We start from the raw sequence: 18,967 nt of genomic DNA on the forward strand, positions 1-18,967 counted from the left end.
ACGGCGCAGCGTCAATCGAACAATGCGGCCAGCTGCGTACCGGGATCGTCGGCACGCATGAAGGTCTCGCCGACCAGAAAGGCGTGTACACCCGCCGCCCGCATGCGCGCGACATCCTCGCGGGAACGGATCCCGCTCTCGGTAATCACACGACGTGCCGACGGTATGCTTTCCAGTAGGTCCAGCGTATTTTCCAGCCGAGTTTCGAAGGTGCGCAGATTGCGATTGTTGATACCCAACAGACCACCCGGCAAGGCAAGTGCACGGCGCAGCTCATCCGCGTCGTGTACTTCGATCAGCGCGTCCATGCCCAGCTTCTGGGCAAGCTCCAGACATTCGGCAAGCACGACGTCGTCGAGCGCGGCCACAATGAGCAGTATGCAATCGGCACCGAGCACCCTTGCCTCATAGACCTGATAGACGTCGATTACGAAATCCTTGCGCAGCACCGGCAACCCACAGGCCTCGCGCGCCGCCATCAGATAGGCATCGTCGCCCTGGAAGAAATCGCGGTCGGTGAGCACCGAAAGACAGCTGGCACCGCCCGCCGCATAGCTGCGCGCTATCGCGGGGGGATCGAAATGCTCGCGGATCAGCCCCTTGCTCGGCGACGCACGTTTGATTTCGGCGATCACGCCGGCCCGCCCATCGGCGATTCTCGCCTCGAGCGCGGCGGCGAAGGGGCGCACCGGCGGGGCATCGGCGGTACGGGCCCGCATCGCATCGAGCGGGACGGCGGCACGCCTTTCCGCCAACTCCTCGGCCTTGCGTGCGAGGATGGTGCGCAGGATGTCGCTACGGGGCATGTTCACGTTGCCTCGCCACCCGCCAGCGCTTGTGCTAAGCGAACAAAGGCATCCAGCCGCGCGCGGGCAGCACCGCTGTCGATGGCGCGTGCCGCCAGGGCCACACCGTCGCACATGTCCTGCGCATGCCCGGAGACGTACAGGGCCGCGCCGGCATTGAGCAGTACGATATCGCGGGCTGGGCCGCGTTCGCCCGCGAGCACGCCCATCACCATCGCACGGCTGGCTGCAGGGTCGTCAACGCGGATCGCATCGAGCGGCGCGAGTGCCAACCCGCAGTCTTCGGGATTGAGCCGATAACTCCGAATCCGGCCGTCGCGCAGTTCGGCAACCCGCGTCGGCGCCGCGATGCTGATTTCATCGAGTCCGTCCTCGGCATGCACCACCATCACATGGCGACTGCCGAGACGCTGCAGCACCTCGGCCAATGGCTCGACCCAGCGCGGACTGTAGACACCCAGCAACTGATTCTTCACCCCCGCCGGGTTGGTCAACGGTCCCAGCACGTTGAAGATCGTGCGCACGCCCATCTCGCGGCGCGGCCCGATCGCGTGCTTCATTGCGGCATGGTGCATGGGCGCGAACATGAAGCCGACGCCCACTTCGCGCACGCAGCGCGCGATCTGCGCCGGCTTGAGATCGAGTGGGATGCCGAGGCTTTCGAGTACGTCAGCAGAACCCGACGATCTGGATATCGAGCGATTGCCGTGCTTGGCCACGCGACCACCCGCCCCTGCCACGACGAAGCTTGCTGTGGTCGAAACATTGAAGGTCCGCGCGCCGTCGCCTCCGGTGCCGACAATATCGACCACGCCCTCGGTATCGATGTCCACGGGCAGGGCGAGTCCGCGCATGACATGGGCCGCCGCCGCGACTTCGGTCACGGTTTCGCCTTTCATGGCAAGGCCCATCAGGAATGCCCCGATCTGCGCCGACGTTGCCTCGCCGCCCATGATCAGCCCCATCACATCGTTCATCTCGGCGGTGCCGAGATCCTCGCGCGCGAGCAGTCGCGCGATGGCTTCGGTGAGGTTCATGCGGCCGCCCTCCGCGGCGAATCGACGCGCAGGAAATTGGCCAGCAACGCATGGCCCTCTGGCGTGAGGATGGATTCCGGATGGAACTGCACACCCTCGACCGCGAGATCCTGGTGGCGCAATCCCATGATCTCGTCGAACTCGCCTTCGCGGAGCTCGGTCCAGGCAGTCACTTCCAATGCCTCGGGCAGACCTTCGCGCGCGACCACCAGCGAGTGATAGCGGGTGGCCTGCATCGGCTGGGGCAAACCGGCGAAAACGCCTCGATCGGCATGATGGATCGGCGAGGTCTTGCCATGCATGATCTCGCGCGCATGGATGACCCGACCGCCGAACACCTGACCGATGCACTGGTGGCCAAGGCACACGCCGAGAATGGGGATGCGTCCGGCGAAACGCTCGATCGCCGCCATCGAAATACCGGCTTCGTTCGGCGTACAGGGCCCAGGCGAGACGACGATATGCGAGGGCGCGAAGCGTTCTATCTCGTCCAGCGTGACGGCGTCGTTGCGCCGCACCGCGACGTCGGCGCCCAGTTCGCCCAGATACTGAACCAGGTTGTAGGTAAAGGAATCGTAGTTGTCGATCATCAGCAGCATGACGGCACTCCTCTCACCGATGGCCACCATCGAGCCCGGCCTCAGCCAGGGCGACGGCGCGGAACATGGCACGACGCTTGTTCAACGTCTCCTCCCACTCGGCAGCGGGTACCGAGTCGTAGACAATGCCGCCACCGGCCTGGATATGCAGCGTGCCGTCTTTGATCACGGCCGTGCGGATGGCGATGGCGGTATCCATGTTGCCGTTCCAGGCAAGGTAGCCGACGGCTCCGGAATAGACTCCCCGGCGCACCGGTTCGAGCTCGTCGATGATTTCCAGCGCGCGGATCTTCGGCGCGCCGCTCACGGTACCGGCCGGGAAGGTCGCGCGCAGTACGTCCATCGCCCCCAGCCCGGTGCGCAGGCGCCCGGTGACATGAGAGACGATGTGCATCACGTGCGAATAGCGCTCGATGGTCATCTGTTCGGTGACCGTGACCGAACCCACCTCGCTGACGCGGCCGGCGTCGTTGCGACCGAGGTCGATCAACATCAAGTGTTCGGCGATCTCCTTGGGGTCGGCGAGCAATTCCGCCTCCAGATCTCGATCCTCGCGGGCATTGCGCCCGCGCGGGCGCGTGCCGGCGATCGGACGCACGGTGACCTCGCCGTCCTCCAGCCGCGCAAGAATTTCCGGGGACGAACCGACGATGTGGAAATCGTCCAGATGGAGATAGTACATGTAGGGGGAGGGATTGAGCTGGCGCAGCGCCCGGTAGAGGTCCAGCGGGCGGGCGTCGAAGGGAATCGACATACGCTGCGAGGGCACCACCTGCATGACATCGCCCTCGACGATGTACTCGCGGATACGTCGCACCGCGTCTTCATAGCCTTCGCGTGTGAAACTGGACGTGAAATCGGCCTCGTCGACCTGGCGCGTACCCGATTTGGCGCGATAGGCCGCGCGGGCATCTCGCAACCGCGCGGCGAGCTCGTCCAGCCGGCGTTCGGCGCGCGTCAACGCATCGGGCGCATCGGGGTCCGCATGCACGATGCAGGACAGCTTTCCGCTCAGGTTGTCGAACACCACCACTTCCTCCGACACCATGAGCAGGATGTCGGGGGTGCCAATGGGGTCCGCCTTATCCTCGGCCCCGCGCGCGAGCCGCGGTTCGATATAGCGGATAGTGTCGAAACCGAAATAGCCGACCAGACCGCCGGTGAAACGCGGCAGGTCGTCGCGCTCGGCCACGCGGTAGCGCGCTTGCAAGTCCTCGATCCAGGCCAGGGGATCGTCGACTCGAAGACGCTCCACAACCCGTCCGGCGGATTCGACCGTCACCTCGTGACCGCGAACGCGCACCACATCGCGCGCGGACAGGCCGATCATCGAGTAACGGCCCCATTTCTCGCCGCCCTGCACCGACTCGAACAGGTAGGTATAGGGCGCGTCGGCGAGCTTGAGGTAGGCGGAAAGCGGGGTGTCCAGATCCGCGAGCACCTCGCGGACGACAGGTATGCGATTGAACCCGCGCGCGGCGAGTTGGGCGAACTGTTCAGGGCTCATGGCTAGATTCCGAGTCTGGGGTTGCGAACGTGCGGTAGGGGCGAAGCTGAATCAGCGCCACCATCGCATCGTGCACCACATCGCTTTGACTCGGAAATTGGCCATGCCTGTATCTTTCGAAGATTGACGTACGTTTATCGCGGCATCGGCCGCGGCCCGATTATAAACACAGGCATGCGGCGCTTGGCTAGTGGCCGCATGTCCCGCATTTCAACCCGCAACAGACGTTTCAAACAGCGCGGGTATCTCCGCCATCGAGTCGACCACGGCATCGGGCTGCTCCTCGCGGATATCGACGCCGTGGTTGTAGCCGTAGCTGACGCAGACGATCTGGAAGCCCGCGGCCCGCGCGGCGGCCACGTCGCTGCGCGAATCGCCGATCATGGTCGAATCGCCCGGCGCAACGCGGAAATGTTCGGCCGCGTACAGCAAGGGCCGCGGAGAAGGCTTGCGTTCGGGCAGCTTGTCGCCGCTCACCACCAACCCGAAACGCCCCAGAATGCCCAGATGTTCCAGCAACGGGAGCGTGAAGCGCTCGGCCTTGTTGGTCACGCATCCGAGATGACAGCCCATCGCCGCAAACGCGTCCAGCCCCGCCTCGACCCCGGGATACAACCGGCTGAGCTTGGCGGTGTGTTCGGCATACAGCTCATAGAAGACGGGCAACGCTCGGGTGCGCAGGTCGGGTTCCGGCATCCCGTCTATGTCATTGACCAGCGCTCGTTCGACCAGACGGTCGACACCGTTGCCGACCCACTGACGTATCGCCGACTCGGGATGTTGCGCCATGCCGAGGCGGTCCAGCGTTTCGTTCACGCACCACGCCAGATCCGGCACGCTGTCGACCAGCGTCCCGTCCAGATCTATGAGTATCAGCCTGGGACGCGCGAGCACGGAGCTACTCCGCCTTGGCCAGTTCGGCGCGCATCGCCGCGAGCACCGAATCGTAGCGATTCGGGTCGCTGTCCTTGCCGGCGCCGAAGATCGCAGAGCCGGCGACGAAGGTGTCGGCGCCAGCGGCCTTGATCTCGCGGATGTTGTCTACCTTCACGCCGCCGTCGATCTCCAGGCGGATCGGCAATCCGGATTCGTCGATCAGGCGGCGCGCCTGACGCAATTTTTCCAGGGTTGCCGGGATGAACTTCTGGCCACCGAAACCCGGATTCACCGACATCAGCAACACCATGTCGACCTTGTCCATCACGTACTCGAGATAGGACAGCGGCGTGGCCGGATTGAACACCAGACCGGACTTGCAGCCGCTGTCGCGGATCAGCTGCAGACTGCGGTCGATGTGGTCGCTGGCCTCGGGATGGAAGGTGATGTACGTGGCACCGGCCGCGGCGAAATCGGGAATGATGCGATCAACCGGCTTGACCATCAGATGCACGTCGATGGGTGCGGTCACGCCGTGCTTGCGCAGCGCCTCGCAGACCAGCGGGCCGATGGTCAGATTCGGCACGTAGTGATTGTCCATCACGTCGAAATGAACGATGTCGGCACCGGACGCTAGCACGTGGTTGACCTCCTCGCCCAGACGCGCGAAGTCCGCCGAAAGGATGGAAGGTGCAATCAGGTTGTCGTTAGCCATGATGGACGCCTGCCTCAGTGTCGTTTCCAGGGACGCGAACTCTAACGCATCGGATAAGGATTTACAGCCCTCTGCCAGTCACCGGTTGTCCGGCGGCAGCGCGTTGAAGCACAATGCCCGCGCGTCCCGGCTTCGCGGGACACCGATTCGCCGAGGAACCATCATGCTGATGCTGCTGCTCACCCTGCACCTGCTCTCCGCCGTCGTCTGGGTCGGCGGCATGTTCTTCGCCTATGTGGCCCTGCGTCCCGCAGCGGTGGCGGTACTCGAACCGCCACCCCGCCTGCGCCTCTGGGAAGCCACCTTCGCCCGCTTCTTCCCCTGGGTCTGGCTGGCCGTGATCCTGCTGCTCGGCACTGGCCTGTGGATGATGTTCGCCTTTTTCGGCGGCATGAAGAGCGCGCCGTATATTCACGCCATGTTCGGCATCGGTATCGTGATGATGCTGATCTACGCGCACATCTTCTTTGCGCCATATCGCCGCCTTCGCCAGGCCAACGCGGCAGAGAATTTCGCCGAAGGCGGACGACGCCTGGGACAGATCCGCAAGTTGATCGGCGTCAACCTGATGCTCGGGCTGGTCGTGATCGTGATCGCCGGTCTCGGCCCCACGCTATAAACCGCAAATCTGCCGGCCAGACCGCCTTCCGCTACTTGCTCTTGAGGTAGCGCGCATCGCTGTACGTGATCTGCCAGCCGGGGCGCACCATCACCAGAGCCGTGACCAACATGCCGTTGAGCATCCCTTCCGGCAGCGCGAGCAGCGGCAGGTAGACCAGGTAATCGTGCAACAGACGGGATGGCGGGTAGGCACCCGCCATCCCCTGGCGCAGGCGACGGTCACGCAACTGGCGACCACGCTCAATACGCCGCCCAGGAACGCGCACAAATACAGATAGACGAACAAGTGCGCCGGTAGACGGCGCACTACCAGACGGTGCGGCCCCCACACCACTGCGGCCGGCAGCACCGCGCTGCTCAATAGATCCACCGGCAGTTGAGTCCCGCCCCCGATGCCCCAGAGCACGGCGGGAACCAGGAGAGCCAACATGCCGGCCAGGGTGGCAAGCGCCCAGCCCAACATCAATGTAACCGTTGCGGCGCCGAGCAGGTGCAGCCCCAGATCCGGTGCCGTGCCCGCCCGTAGTCTCCACAGCGCGGACAGGCACAACGTGCAAATCACGAAGAGATGAACCAGCGAAGGCTGGTCCAAGAATCGGCGCCATCGGACTGCGCCCAACGCCAGCATCACGCCCGCCGCCGCCGCGGACCACGTTGCCCAGCATGCTTCAACCGGATAGCCAGCCCACAAACCTTCCATTACCGCCCCGCGGGGCGGTGCCGTCGGGAGCAATCCCGCCGGCACCCGACCTCCGAGTCCGCCGTCTAGAAGTTATAGCTCAGCGTCAGATCGAAGTTCGTCTGCTGGGTTTCGCTGTTTGGCTCGAACGTCAGCAGGGTGCTGCTGACGGGATACTGCCCGGACATGCCATATTTGAAGCGCGTATAGCTAACGCCCACCCCCAGGTGAAGATTTTCATACGCTGCGTAATCCAGCTTCAGGCCGATTCGGGCCCACGGCTTCGTCCCTAAATAATAGGTCAGGCCTGGATGCGAGCTGTTCGTCATCGTCGGATTGAGCGTCGTACCGTAGGCGCCGCTCAGCGACAGCACGGTAACCTGATTGATCGCGAACTGCCCATCCAAGGTGAATGCGGCGTATTGATTGCCGTAGCGCTCCTGCCCGCCGGCCACAACCGTGTTGGCGGCCGGATAGTAGATATCCGCGTTGTGGCTGATATTGCGAGTCCAGCTATGTTCGCCGTACTCAACTCCGGGAATGAGCGCGAATGAACCGAAACCGAAGGCGTAGCCGAGGCCGATATGGGCATCGAGGATGTGATTCCCCGTTACCGTGTTAAACGGCGTGCCATTCTGCAAGCTGCCGATGTAATGGGTATCGCCACTGGCGTAATTCAGCCCCAGCACAAAGCGAAACGGACGATCCAACCCCAGCAACGAGTACTCGATACCGATACTTGGTATCGTTCCCTGCTCCTTGTCAGGCACCGTCCCGTTATACGTCTCGCGATAATTCTGCTGCATGCCGCCCAACTGGACCGACAGATACCGATCGGCATTGACGATGGCCGTATTGACCTCGCCTGCCCAAGCTGTGCCACACGACGCCAGCAGCAGGCCGGCGGCTACCAAAGTCCGTCTACACATTCCATCGTCTCCTGTTTCTTATCGCTTCGTATGGATATTTTCAGTGTAGCGCGACCGCCTCGGCAGGCGGCCAATGCCGCAGTAATCATAGCGCTTTCGCGTTACGGTGCGCAGCCACCGATATCTGTGCAGCGTCGAATGCACCTCAATCCACCTCAGTCCGGCATGCCTCCGGCCTCTGCCTCACCTGCATTGGGTGCTGAAACCATACAAACACCCTATACGCGGAAACTTGCATCGACGACAAGACTTAGAATTAAATTAAGCTATACTATATTTGTTTTGCATAACACAACCTGATGTATCGCATAAGCTTAACCCTTGATTGCGCAACCGACGCTTGGCCAAGAAACCGCCTGGCCAACCGGAGATCACGTCATGAAGAGTCGATGCCAGGAACCCTGTCCCGCCACCGGATACCACCGCAGCAACCAGGCGCATCGGATCGCAGCCCCAGTGCCAACCTGCAACGCGCGGCCTACATTTGATTCAGCCAACAGGGCGAGCGGGTGATGGAAATATTGCTCCTGCTTCTACCCACACTCCCGTTGCTCTCGGCAGCGGCGATCAGAGCGATGCCCCAGGGCACGGCGCTGCGCGCGGGTAGACTTAGCGTAATCCTCATCGTGGTAGAGCTGGCGCTTGCGGGCGCGCTGCTCGTAGGTCAGCTGGCAGGCTATCAGGCACCTGTCGGTCACGGTATTTACCGATTTCTGCTGCTCGACCCGCTGGGCACGCTGATGGCCACGGTCATTGCGGCGATCAGTCTCGTCGTTCATGTCTATTCCCTGCGCTACATGGCCGAGGAGCCGCGCTACGCACATTTCTTCATGCTGCTCGACCTGATGACGGCGGCCCTGATGCTGATGGTGCTTGCCGGCAACCTGATTCTGTTGCTGGTCGCCTGGCATCTCATCGGCATCCTGCTGTATTTCCTGCTCGGCTTCGAAACCCGCAGCCGCAGCGCCCAGCGTTATGCGCTCTGGACCCTGTTGACCTACCGTCTTGGCGACATTCCCATGGTCCTGGCAGCAGCGCTGCTGTATCACGCCTACGGTACGCTATACCTACCCAAGCTCTTCGAACTGGTGCGCATAGCGCCAGGACTGGACATCGGCGGCTGGCCGGTCGTCGGCACCGCAGCGGCCCTGATCGTGCTGTCCGCGTTCGCCCGCTCAGCGCAGTTCCTCCTGCACACCTGGCTGCCCTACACGATGGAGGGCCCAACCCCGGTTTCCGCACTGATGCACGCAGGCATCGTCAACGCTGGCGCCTTCATCATCAACCGCTTCGCACCGATCTTCATCAACGCCGGCAGCGTATTGCACTGGGCCTTCGTAGTGGGATTGCTGACTGCCATCATCGGCTCCATGCTCATGCTCATCCAGAACGACATCAAGAAGTCTCTGGGCTACTCGACCATGGGCCAGATGGGCTTCATGATCATGGAATGCGGTGTCGGCGCCTTTCCGCTCGCGATCTTCCACCTCATCGCACATGGCCTGTTCAAGGGCACGCTGTTCCTCAATTCCGGGGGAGTCATCGGCAGCGCACGACACACCGACAATGTGCCGAAAAACAGCGTGTACACCTTCGTCGTTGAACGCCAACCCAGCGCCAGCAAACCTTCCTGGCTGGCGATGGCCTTGCTCACCGTGGCCGTACCTGCGCTGCTGCTTGGCTTCGCCCACTGGTTCGTCGTCAGCGACCTGTTCCAGGAACAGGGCGCCATCGTGCTGCTGTTCTTCGGCTGGATGACCGGCGCACAACTGCTGTACTCGATCCATCGCATGGAAAGCGGCGACCCTTGGCGCATGGTGATCCTCGCGATCGTTTCGTTGCTGATCATCGTGGTCGGTTATACCCTGATCAGCTACGGATTCGGCGTCTTCCTGTATCCCGACGAATCGATGAGGCTCGCCATCTACCACGCTGCCAGCATCGACCAGCCTTGGTTCTATATCCTCGTCGCGCTCATTACCCTGGTCATTTTCGTCGGCTGGCTGCTGGTCTACCGCACCGACCGCCGCCAGGGTGAGCTACACAACCGCCGGGCGTTGTGGGTGAATGCCTACACCCACCTCTCGCGCGAGCTATATATCTCCGATCTTTACTCGCTGCTGGGTCGAGCCCTGTTCAGACTCTCCGGCCGACTCAATCGCTGGCTGAGGTGGCTGTAATGACCGAGTTCGCCCTTCGCTTCGTCGTGGCCGTCTGGTTCCTGCCGCTCTTCCCCTTCAGCGGGCTGTTCGTCTACCTGATCGGCCGCAAGGTCCGCGCGACGACGTTGCGCACGGGCCTGTTCGTGCTCTGGCCTCTGGTCGGCGTGACCATCCTAGGGCATGCCACGCCACTGCCGGAATGGTTGCAGGTCTGGGTGCTGGCGAGCGCCTTGCTCTACGCCGTCCGCCTGCTCGCCACCCGCGACCTGCGTTTGTGGGGCGCCTATCTCGGGGCCTCCGGCTATGCCCTGCTCTGGCTGCTCGGCCCCACGACGGCCACCTGGCCTGCGGCATTGTCCCTCGCCATCCCGCTGGCCCTGTTGAGCGTCCTCGTCGGAGCCCTGGACGAACGCTTCGGCGCCGCCTATGCCGGGCTGTACGGCAGACTCCACCAACATCAACCACAGCTCGCCGGCATGCTGACCCTGACCGTACTGGCCGCCATCGCGACACCACTGTTCCCCGGATTCTTCGTCCTGACCGGCATCGCCTTCCACAGCGGCATTGCAGCAGCCGCAACGGTACTGCTTGTCTGGGTGCTCTGGACCTGGGCCGCCGTCGTGATGCTGCAGGGTTTCATGTTCGGCAAGGCACAGACGCCGACTGCGCCCCCCGATCTGGCACAACAGACCCTCTACGGCCTTGCCGGCGTGCTCGCGCTGCTCGTGCTTGTCGGTCTGGCCCTGTCCCCATCGCTACTGCAGTGAGGCTGAGATGACGCTTCCCCTCTCTCTGGCGCTCAAAATCCGCTCCATGGTCTACGTGGCCGGCGAGGCGATCCCGAATTTCTGGCCCATGCGCAGCTTCATTCACCACAACCCGCTGCACGGTCTGGAGCACCTGCCCTTCGATCAAGCCGTCGCCCGGGGCGAGGCGCTGTTCCATGCCCGCGGCTATCTCCCGCGCACGGAGTACCAGCGCTATCTCGCCGAAGGCAAGATTCACCAGGTTAGGCTTGCGGAACAGATCGAGACCTTCTGCGAAGACAGGCGGATCGCAGCCGACTTGAGGCCGTTACTGCTGCACCTTGCCACCCGTGTAGCCAGCCCGGTCACTGGCGAGCTCAAGCTCGCCTCCCATGCGGATATCGCCCTGCGCCTGCAGGATCAGCCGACGCTTGACCCGGCACATCCACTGCCCGAGATCCTGCGCGAACTGCTCCACCGATCGCTCGGTCATGCCCGCCCGATCTATGACGCCATCGATGCGCTGTTCGCGACCGATATCGGCTCCACCCTCGACGACCTGCTGATCAAGAGCTGCCTGGACTTTTTCGATGAAGGCCAGTCGGCCTGGGGCATGCCCAACCGCGAGGAAGGCCTATACCGCGCCTGGCGGCAGCTCGCCCTGCACAACCTGCGCTTCAAGCTGCGCGGTCTCGACATGGAGCGTCTGATCACGCGCGCGCAACAGCCCGAAACCATGATTGCGCAGGTCATGGAGGCGCTGAAAATCCCCGAGTCGCGCTGGGTCGATTACTTCACCCGCGAACTGACCCGGCTGCATGGCTGGGCTGGCTTCATTCGCTGGCGCGCGCACACCAAGAACTACCACTGGCAGAAGAACTACCCCGCAGACCTTGTGGACCTGTTGGCCCTACGTCTCTCGCTCAGCCTGGCACTGCTGCAGGAACACCAGAAACGTCTGCCCTGGGCCAGCGTCGACGCCACCGCACTTCACGACTTCATCGACACCGACACCGAGCGCGCCTTCCTCCAGCATGAACTGAATACCGGTGAGATCCTGCCCGCATTCGCGCTGGAAATCGAGGAAACCCTGGCCTGCGGCTCGGGCAAGACCATAGCCAGGCTTTGCCAGCGTTATGCCGAAACCCTGCGTGAGCATGAAATCGCGGAGCAGACAGCCCGCGTCCGCGAACTTGCCAGTGGTGCGAGGGTCGATCTCGGTACGATCCCTCCGGAGACCATCGAAACTCTGGTAGACACTCTGGCCGAGTTCGAACGCAACGAGGGCATGCTGTGGCTGCGCGCAATGGAAGCGACGGCCACCGAGTCGCTGCTGAACGGCCTCAATCTCGCCCCGCCAACCGAAAGCGCCGGCAAGCGCCCGTTCGCACAGGCACTGTTCTGCATCGACACACGCTCCGAACCCATCCGCCGCCGCCTCGAGTCGATCGGCGATTACCAGACCTATGGCATCGCCGGTTTCTTCGGCGTCCCCATGAGCTTCATCGAACTGGGCAAGGGCAGTGAAGCGCATCTATGCCCTGCCGTGGTCACCCCGCGTAACCTGACGCTTGAGATGAGCATCGACCAGCTCGAAGAAAACCACGCACTGAGCGCACTCGAACACGCGCTGCATGAACTCAAGGAATCCATCGTCGCGCCGTTCGCAACCGTCGAGGCGGTCGGCCTGCTATTCGGCTTCGACATGTTCGGCAAGACCCTCGCTCCTGCCGTGTACAACCGCTGGCGCGAACGCCTGCAGCCGCCGAAGCCGGCCACCCGACTGCTCCTCGACAAGCTGACCAGCGAGCAGGCCGACTCCATCGTTCGGGCGGTGCAACGCGCCCTGATCGTGATCGCCCTCAGACAGGAGCTTGGCCGACAGGACGAATCCATTCCCGACGACGTGACTCGCGAACTGCGCGAGGCTGCACTCGAACACCAGCCTGCCAGCCCCGAACTACAGACCCGGCTCGACGTCAGCACCCAACAGCTCGATGCTCTGCTGCACAGGCTGCGCGAGCACTACCGCATCAACCGCGGAGAGGCCTCGCGCCAGATGGAGCAGCTGGCGCGGATCGGCTTCTCGTTGCGCGAACAGACCCGCTTCGTCGTGCAGGCCCTGAGTTCCATCGGTCTCACGGGCAATTTCTCCCGCTTCGTGCTCCTCGTCGGGCATGGCAGCCAGTCGCACAACAACCCTTACGAGTCCGCCCTCGACTGCGGCGCCTGCGGCGGCAACCTGGGCATCAACAACGCGCGCGCACTGGCGCACATGGCGAACAAGCCGGAAATCCGCAACCGCCTACGCGAACGGGGCATCGACATCCCGGAAGACACCTGGTTCATCCCCGCGATTCACAACACCACGACCGACGAGATCGTCCTGCACGACGTGGAACTGCTGCCGGCGGGACACCTGCTTTACATCGACCGTCTGCGCAAGGGCCTGCGGGCCGCCTCGCGCCTCAGTGCGCAGGAACGCATTCCCACACTGGTCCAGCTACCGGCGCCACCCGATGCCGGCAAGGCGGAAAAGCTGGCCCGGCGCAATGCCATGGACTGGTCGCAGGTACGACCGGAATGGGGCTTGTCTCGCAACGCCTATTTCATCATCGGACGCCGCCAGCTGACCCAGGGCACCTCGCTGCAGGCCCGCGCCTTCCTGCATTCCTACGACTGGCGCGTGGACCCGCGGCGCCGCCTGCTGGAGAACATCCTGACCGGTCCCCTGGTCGTCGGCCAATGGATCAACATGGAGCACTATTTCTCCGCCGTCGACAACGAGCACTACGGCAGCGGCAGCAAGGTCTATCACAACGTGGCGGGCAGGTTTGCGGTGATGAGCGGCAACATCGGCGATCTGCGCACCGGCCTGCCCGCACAGACCGTGCTCAAGGACGGACGCCCTTACCACGACCCTGTGCGTCTGATCTGTGTCATCGAGGCTCCCTTCGCGCACGCCTGCGACGCGCTGAACGCGGTGGCCTCGGTCAAGTCCCTGGTCCACAACGGCTGGGTAAGGCTGCTGGTCGTGGACCCGGAGACCGGTACCACGCACCACTTCGACGACGCGCGGCGCGAATGGTCAGAATACGCCCCGCCCACCTCCGATTCAGCAACACCACTACTTGAGAGTGCAGCGCGATGAAAAACCTGAACCTGAGCTCCCTGAAAAAACTGGAAATCATTCTCGAGGGCGAGCACATGGAGTTCGCCACCGACCTGCTCGACCGCGCCGGCGTGAAGGGCTACACCATCGTCAACCAGCTATCCGGCAAGGGCAGTCACGGCTTCTACGAGGGACACGTGATGTTCAACGAGGACGACGTGCTGGTGATGATCATCACCGCCGTGTCGGAAAGCCTGGTCGAGCCGATCCTCGAGGGCTTCACGCCGTTCTTCAATCAGCACTCCGGCGTGATCTTCATCTCCGACATCCAGGTGAGCCGCCTGGTGAAGTTCGCCGACTAGCCGACGGAGTGACGCTCACTCCCGCCAGCGGCGGCAATATTCCTCGATCAGTTCGACCACGACCTTGGACTTGATCACCAGACCCAGGTCGATCATCTCCGACTGCCGCACCACGCCGCAGGGCTGGGTGGATGCGGGCACGGGCCCCGCCACCAGCTGATTCTCCTCCTCGCGGAAGAAGACCGCGGCGATCACGCCCAAGAAGTACAGCGGCGCGCGCGCGCCACCCGCTGGCGATACGCCCTCGGGACGGAACAGGAACACCGGGCTGCCGCTGGAACCCGGGTACACCGCGGCGTCGATCAGAAATTCTGGGCGTCCCTCGAAATCCATGCCGACCGGCGTTGCGGTGGTGCCGCGGCGCTGGATCGGCAGCAGATTGACGTGGTCCCACACGCCGTTCGGATAGCCGATGAACAGCACCTCTTCGAGCGCGTCGAAGGCGCCGACGGTAGCCGCATCCGGCACCAGCGCGGTATCGATACCGTGGTAGTAAAGCTGCACGCCCTGTTCGCGCGCGGCCCGCTCGAGCGGTGCCATCGGCACGATGGCCAGATCCACCTCCGGATCGGGGTGCAGGAACCAGGCGTGCGGGAACTCCTCGATCTCAAGTTCGAAACGCGTGCCGATCAGCGGCTGTCCGTCGCGGCCCTGCGTGAAGACCAGGCCACCGCTGCGCACGTCCTCGACCAGATGCCGATTGGTGACGATGAAGCGGCGCAACCCATGCGGCCCCTGGTGGGACACCACGAAGCCCGTCCCCGAACCTTGACTGCCGTCCTCCAGCACCGTGTCTACGCGCACGGTGTTGAACATCAGTCGCTTGGCGAGCGTGTCGATACGCATTTCAGTCCGTCTGTGCCGGCGGTCTGGCCCGCTGATTGATCGACTCGACCGCACGTCGCGCGGCCTCGGCGGCCTGCTCGACCTCGGCGTCGTTGCCCATCATGGTCAGGCGCCCGAAGTTGCCGAAGGGTTTCACGTCGACCAGGGTGACGTGCGCCGCCTTTTCCGCCTCGTTGGCCGCGTGCACCACATAGCCCGCCGGCTGGGTTTCCATGATGAACAGGCACTTGCCGGGCAGGATCATGGAACCCTGGCGCTGCTGACGGTTGATCAGCGTGGCATGGTCGGGGGTGATAGAGCGGATGATCTCGAGCCACGGGATGGTACAGCCCATGCGCTGTTCGACGCCCGTGCCGAGCTGGCCGAGGATGGCATCGCCCGCCGCCCTCACCTCGCTCTGGTTGCGATAGTGGATCTCCATCGAACCGAACGAGCGTTCCACCACCTGCTGCCCCATGCGCACGTTGGTCGACTTCAGCGCGAGATCGGACAGACGATGCACCGCCATGCCCGGAGCGACCTCGACCCACAGGCAGGCATCGCCGGGAATCGGCAGGAAGCCCTGCGATGAGGTCGCGAGGTAGGAGGCAAGCTGCGGCTGCAGCGCGTCGATGAATACGAAGGTGCGTAGCTCGATGTTCATGGGGTTCATTGCGTCAGGCCCATGTACAGGGTCGACAGCTTCTCGGGAAGCCGCTCGACATTATCGAGCACGGCATAGCGGCCGATGCCGAAGATTTGGGAGACGTACTGGTCGGCGTAGGGGTCCAGGCTCAGGCCGTAGGTTACGATGCCCGCGCGGCGCAGTTCGTCGACCGCGTAGCGCGCATCCTGGCGCAGATACTGCGGGTCGCGCACGTCCACGTCGGCAGGTTCGCCGTCGGTGATCACGAGCAGCAGCTTCTTCTCCCGCGCGAGCGTGCGCAGGTAGCTGCCGGCATGGCGCATCGCGGTGCCCAGGCGGGTCGAGTAGCCGGCCGTCATTCCGGCCAGCCGCGCCTTGCCCATGTCGTCGTAGGGATGGCCGAAATCCTTGATGCGTTGATAGCGCACGTCGTGACGGCCATCCGACGAAAAGGCATGCAGCGCAAAGGGATCGCCGATCTTCTGCAGAGCCTCGGCGAGCACCAGGCAGGCCTTGCGGGTCAGCGAGAGGATGGTCTCCTCGCCGCCGCCGCCCGGGATCGGGTCGTTGGCCGACTCGGACACGTCGAGCAGAATGAGCACGCCGACGTCGCGCGTGTGCAGCTTGTTGCGCATCATCACCCGCGGGTCTGGCTGCATTCCGGTGCGCAGATCGATCATCGCGCGCACCGCGGCGTCCACGTCCAGTTCGTCGCCGTCCTCGAGCCGACGGATACGCTGCATGCCCTGCGGCACCAGCGATTCGATGCGGTGCTTAAGCCGCGATACGGTCGGCTTGAGCTCGTCGAGTACCTGTTCGATATCGGCGATGTCGCCCATCGGCGGACGACGCTCGATCACCGTGGCCCACTCCGGACGCTCGAGCTGAATCTGGTAGTCCCACTCGTGGTAGTGGACTGGGTGCCGGACCGGCTGCCCGCCCTCGAGCTCGTTGAGCGAGGTGCCGTCGTCGAGCAGAAACTCGGTGCCCAGCACCCAGACTTCCTCGGCATCGTCGCCGGCATATTCCACATCGACGGCGTTCACCATCTCAAGGATGCTGACGTCGCGGCGCTGCTGCTTGGCCTCCCAGGTCGCCATCAATGCCACTTCGGCGTCGTATTCGCCGCTGACCCAGATACAGCGATTGTCGTCGCGGTAGATCGCACGCTGGCGATCGCGCTCGGGATGAAAAGGCGGGAGATCCAACTCGACCAGCGACGCGGCGAGCGGGATGCCGATTTCGAGGCTGAGCTTGCCGTCCTCCAGCGACGATAGACCTCGGAAACGCGCCACTGCATCCGCCACCCAGGGATGCGGATCTGCATAGTCCGCGTCCAACAGGCCATAGGCGAGCCGATGCAGGAGCTCACCGACCGTCGCCGGCTCGCCGGGCACCGGCACGGGATGCAGCGCCAACCAGGTGTTGCGCATGTTCGGATAGCGCGCAATGGCCAGGGTTTCCACCCGCGCGTCCTCGATCAGCTCGCAGACCGCGCGTTCGAGCGCACCGAGGTCCTCGTCCGACAAGCGCTCGCGGGTGAAGACGAGATGCGCTGCGCAGTGATTCGCGGCGGCGCGATAGATGTCCAGGCCGCTCACGATCTCATCTTCCGGCGTATCGTCGCCCAGTGCCTTGTAGTCGTCGTAGGCATCCGCGATATGGATTACATAACGCTCGATGAACGGCCGCAGGCCCTCGCGATCCTCATAATCGCCGGCGGTCGGGCGCATGAAGAAGTCGCGTCCCCAGATCGCCCGCAGGTACATATTGAGACGCCGCTGCACGTCGATGAACACCGTGCCCTTGCGTTCGCGCTGAAGCACGCTCAGCGCATCCGGGCTTTTCAGCGAAAAATAGCGGTTCTGCCCCTCGATGTCGTTGGGGTAGGTCTTGATGCCCCACTGCACCCAGCGGCGCAGACCGCCCAGCGTGAGCTGGCCGAACAGGCGGTCGAGGTGTTCCAGCAGCGGGCGCATGCCGCGCGGCGCATTGGCCGCCACATAGGACATCAGATCGAGAAACTGCTCGAACACCGCGGCGTCTCCCAGCCGAGCCGCCGCGGCCGGGGCCTTGTCCACCAGCAGTCCGAGCACCTCGCCTGAGGTCTTCGAGGCCATCGCGAGCACGAATTCGATCAGCGTCGGGACGCTGTCCTCGCCGATCGCGCGTGCCAGTTGGGGGGCCTTCTCGATGTAGCTGAACAGCAGGCTTTCCGTTCGGCCGAGATCATTGAGCGCTTCGACGCCGCGCAGGTAGTTGCGCAGGCCGGCACCGGAGAACGTCCGCGTCGCTTCGGCCCAGTTGTCGCGCAGCAACGAAGCAGCGTGCTCGGACAGCGCGTCGAGCAACGCGCTTTGGTCTTCCAGACGGATGCTCATGCCAGGATGCCGGCTAGAAGTACGTCGTCACCGCGGCATCCAGCGCATCCCGCATGTCGAGGTCGTCGGTGATCGGTCGCACCAGCGCGACCCTGCAGGCCTTGAGCGGATCGATGCCCTTGGCGATCAGCGAGCCCGCATAGGTCAGCATGCGCGTGGAAAGTCCTTCGTCGAGGCCGTGTCCCTTGAGATTGCGTGCGCGCTCGGCGATATGCACCAACTTGGACGCCGTATCGGCATCCACGCCCGACTCATGCACCACGATCTCGACTTCGATGTCGTGTTCGGGGTAGTCGAAGTCGAGCGCCGCGAAGCGCTGCTTGGTCGACTGCTTGAGGTCCTTCATCACCGACTGGTAGCCTGGGTTGTAGGACACGACGAGCTGGAAATCCGGGTGTGCCTTGACCACTTCGCCCTTCTTGTCCAGAGGCAGGATGCGGCGCGCATCGGTCAGCGGATGAATGGCGACCGTGGTGTCCTGCCGCGCCTCTACCACCTCGTCCAGGTAGCAGATCGCGCCGTAGCGCGCGGCCAGTGTGAGCGGACCGTCCTGCCAGCGAGTGCCGTTGGCATCGAGCAGGTAGCGCCCGAGCAGATCGGAGGCGGTCATGTCCTCGTTGCAGGACACGGTGACCAGAGGCCGGCCAAGCTTCCAGGCCATGTATTCGACGAAGCGCGTCTTGCCGCAACCTGTCGGCCCCTTGAGCATCATCGGCATGCGGATTTCGTAGGCCGCCTCGTACATGGCCACCTCATCGCCCACCGAGCGGTAGTAAGGCTCCTGAGCGACACGGTAGGCGGACAGATGTTCATCGCCCGACGCGGGTGCCGTGGTGTTCGAGGCTGGGAGGCTGCCGCCCTGCGGTGCCGCTGTCGGCGTCTGAGCAGATGCCGGCTTGCTGCCGGATCGACGGTGTTGTGCCTGCAATTGCTTGGGTGTGAATCTGCGCATGGTAAGTCCGTT

Annotated in this window: 17 protein-coding genes and 1 pseudogene; 5 read left to right on the plus strand and 13 right to left on the minus strand. The window is 63.7% G+C overall.

Annotated features, from left to right (window positions below):
• Positions 1-11: 11 nt before the first annotated feature.
• The 6 genes from trpC to rpe all read right to left on the minus strand — a co-directional run bounded on the left by trpC (position 12) and on the right by rpe (position 5,540).
• Positions 12-806 carry an indole-3-glycerol phosphate synthase TrpC gene (gene trpC / locus BJI67_RS14170; RefSeq protein ID WP_070073585.1) on the minus strand — a complete coding sequence of 265 codons (795 nt, stop codon included), beginning with the start codon at positions 804-806 and terminating at the stop codon, positions 12-14.
• A gap of 2 nt (positions 807-808) precedes the next feature.
• Positions 809-1,843, minus strand: a complete 1,035-nt coding sequence (gene trpD, locus BJI67_RS14175) for an anthranilate phosphoribosyltransferase (RefSeq protein WP_070073586.1) — start codon at positions 1,841-1,843, stop codon at positions 809-811.
• On the minus strand, positions 1,840-2,442 hold the full coding sequence (locus BJI67_RS14180) for an anthranilate synthase component II (RefSeq protein ID WP_070074171.1): 603 nt from the start codon (positions 2,440-2,442) through the stop codon (positions 1,840-1,842). Before BJI67_RS14180 ends, trpD begins: the two co-directional genes overlap by 4 nt.
• A 13-nt stretch (positions 2,443-2,455) precedes the next feature.
• Positions 2,456-3,949, minus strand: coding sequence for an anthranilate synthase component I (gene trpE / locus BJI67_RS14185; RefSeq protein ID WP_070073587.1), 1,494 nt, complete (start codon positions 3,947-3,949; stop codon positions 2,456-2,458).
• A gap of 210 nt (positions 3,950-4,159) precedes the next feature.
• Positions 4,160-4,843: a phosphoglycolate phosphatase gene (locus tag BJI67_RS14190; RefSeq protein ID WP_070073588.1), complete on the minus strand. Its 684-nt coding sequence runs from the start codon at positions 4,841-4,843 to the stop codon at positions 4,160-4,162.
• Positions 4,844-4,847: 4 nt separating this feature from the next.
• Positions 4,848-5,540, minus strand: coding sequence for a ribulose-phosphate 3-epimerase (rpe, locus tag BJI67_RS14195; RefSeq protein WP_070073589.1), 693 nt, complete (start codon positions 5,538-5,540; stop codon positions 4,848-4,850).
• A 163-nt stretch (positions 5,541-5,703) separates the two neighbouring features.
• Between rpe and BJI67_RS14200 the strand changes: the two genes are divergently transcribed.
• The gene (locus BJI67_RS14200) at positions 5,704-6,159 is read left to right on the plus strand and encodes a CopD family protein (protein ID WP_070073590.1); all 456 of its coding nucleotides are present in this window, start codon (positions 5,704-5,706) and stop codon (positions 6,157-6,159) included.
• 31 nt (positions 6,160-6,190) lie between these two features.
• On the opposite strand, the gene BJI67_RS18035 is transcribed toward BJI67_RS14200, so the two are convergent.
• The 3 genes and pseudogenes from BJI67_RS18035 to BJI67_RS14210 form a co-directional block, all read right to left on the minus strand.
• Complete coding sequence (locus BJI67_RS18035; RefSeq protein WP_070073591.1) at positions 6,191-6,388, minus strand: hypothetical protein; 198 nt, start codon at positions 6,386-6,388, stop codon at positions 6,191-6,193.
• 29 nt (positions 6,389-6,417) lie between these two features.
• Positions 6,418-6,861: pseudogene (locus BJI67_RS18335) on the minus strand (energy-coupling factor ABC transporter permease); the annotation flags it as partial.
• Between the two features lie 65 nt (positions 6,862-6,926).
• Positions 6,927-7,769, minus strand: a complete 843-nt coding sequence (locus tag BJI67_RS14210; RefSeq protein ID WP_156782164.1) for a hypothetical protein — start codon at positions 7,767-7,769, stop codon at positions 6,927-6,929.
• A gap of 512 nt (positions 7,770-8,281) precedes the next feature.
• On the opposite strand from BJI67_RS14210, the gene BJI67_RS14215 reads away from it, so the two are divergent.
• From BJI67_RS14215 to BJI67_RS14230, 4 genes are read left to right on the plus strand one after another with little or no spacing between them, the layout of a single operon-like run.
• A complete protein-coding gene (locus tag BJI67_RS14215; protein WP_070073593.1) occupies positions 8,282-9,949 on the plus strand; it encodes a proton-conducting transporter transmembrane domain-containing protein in 1,668 nt (555 codons plus the stop codon).
• A complete protein-coding gene (locus BJI67_RS14220; RefSeq protein WP_070073594.1) occupies positions 9,949-10,698 on the plus strand; it encodes a hypothetical protein in 750 nt (249 codons plus the stop codon). The genes BJI67_RS14215 and BJI67_RS14220 overlap by 1 nt, the downstream gene beginning before the upstream one ends.
• A 7-nt stretch (positions 10,699-10,705) precedes the next feature.
• Complete coding sequence (locus BJI67_RS14225; protein ID WP_070073595.1) at positions 10,706-13,828, plus strand: DUF2309 domain-containing protein; 3,123 nt, start codon at positions 10,706-10,708, stop codon at positions 13,826-13,828.
• On the plus strand, positions 13,825-14,151 hold the full coding sequence (locus tag BJI67_RS14230) for a P-II family nitrogen regulator (protein ID WP_070073596.1): 327 nt from the start codon (positions 13,825-13,827) through the stop codon (positions 14,149-14,151). Before BJI67_RS14225 ends, BJI67_RS14230 begins: the two co-directional genes overlap by 4 nt.
• Positions 14,152-14,166: 15 nt before the next feature.
• Here the strand turns inward: BJI67_RS14230 and BJI67_RS14235 are convergent, their stop codons facing one another.
• Genes BJI67_RS14235 through BJI67_RS14250 form a run of 4 tightly spaced genes read right to left on the minus strand, consistent with a single transcriptional unit; the run spans position 14,167 to position 18,955 of the window.
• Positions 14,167-14,997, minus strand: a complete 831-nt coding sequence (locus BJI67_RS14235) for a S1 family peptidase (RefSeq protein WP_070073597.1) — start codon at positions 14,995-14,997, stop codon at positions 14,167-14,169.
• Between the two features lies 1 nt (position 14,998).
• Complete coding sequence (locus BJI67_RS14240; RefSeq protein WP_070073598.1) at positions 14,999-15,640, minus strand: BMC domain-containing protein; 642 nt, start codon at positions 15,638-15,640, stop codon at positions 14,999-15,001.
• A gap of 5 nt (positions 15,641-15,645) precedes the next feature.
• Entirely contained in the window at positions 15,646-18,003 is a 2,358-nt protein-coding gene (locus tag BJI67_RS14245) for a nitric oxide reductase activation protein NorD (protein WP_070073599.1), read from the minus strand.
• A 13-nt stretch (positions 18,004-18,016) separates the two neighbouring features.
• Positions 18,017-18,955: a CbbQ/NirQ/NorQ/GpvN family protein gene (locus BJI67_RS14250; protein WP_083250911.1), complete on the minus strand. Its 939-nt coding sequence runs from the start codon at positions 18,953-18,955 to the stop codon at positions 18,017-18,019.
• Positions 18,956-18,967: the final 12 nt, after the last annotated feature.

Origin of the sequence: Acidihalobacter aeolianus (assembly GCF_001753165.1) — a bacterium.
Classification (GTDB): domain Bacteria; phylum Pseudomonadota; class Gammaproteobacteria; order DSM-5130; family Acidihalobacteraceae; genus Acidihalobacter; species Acidihalobacter aeolianus.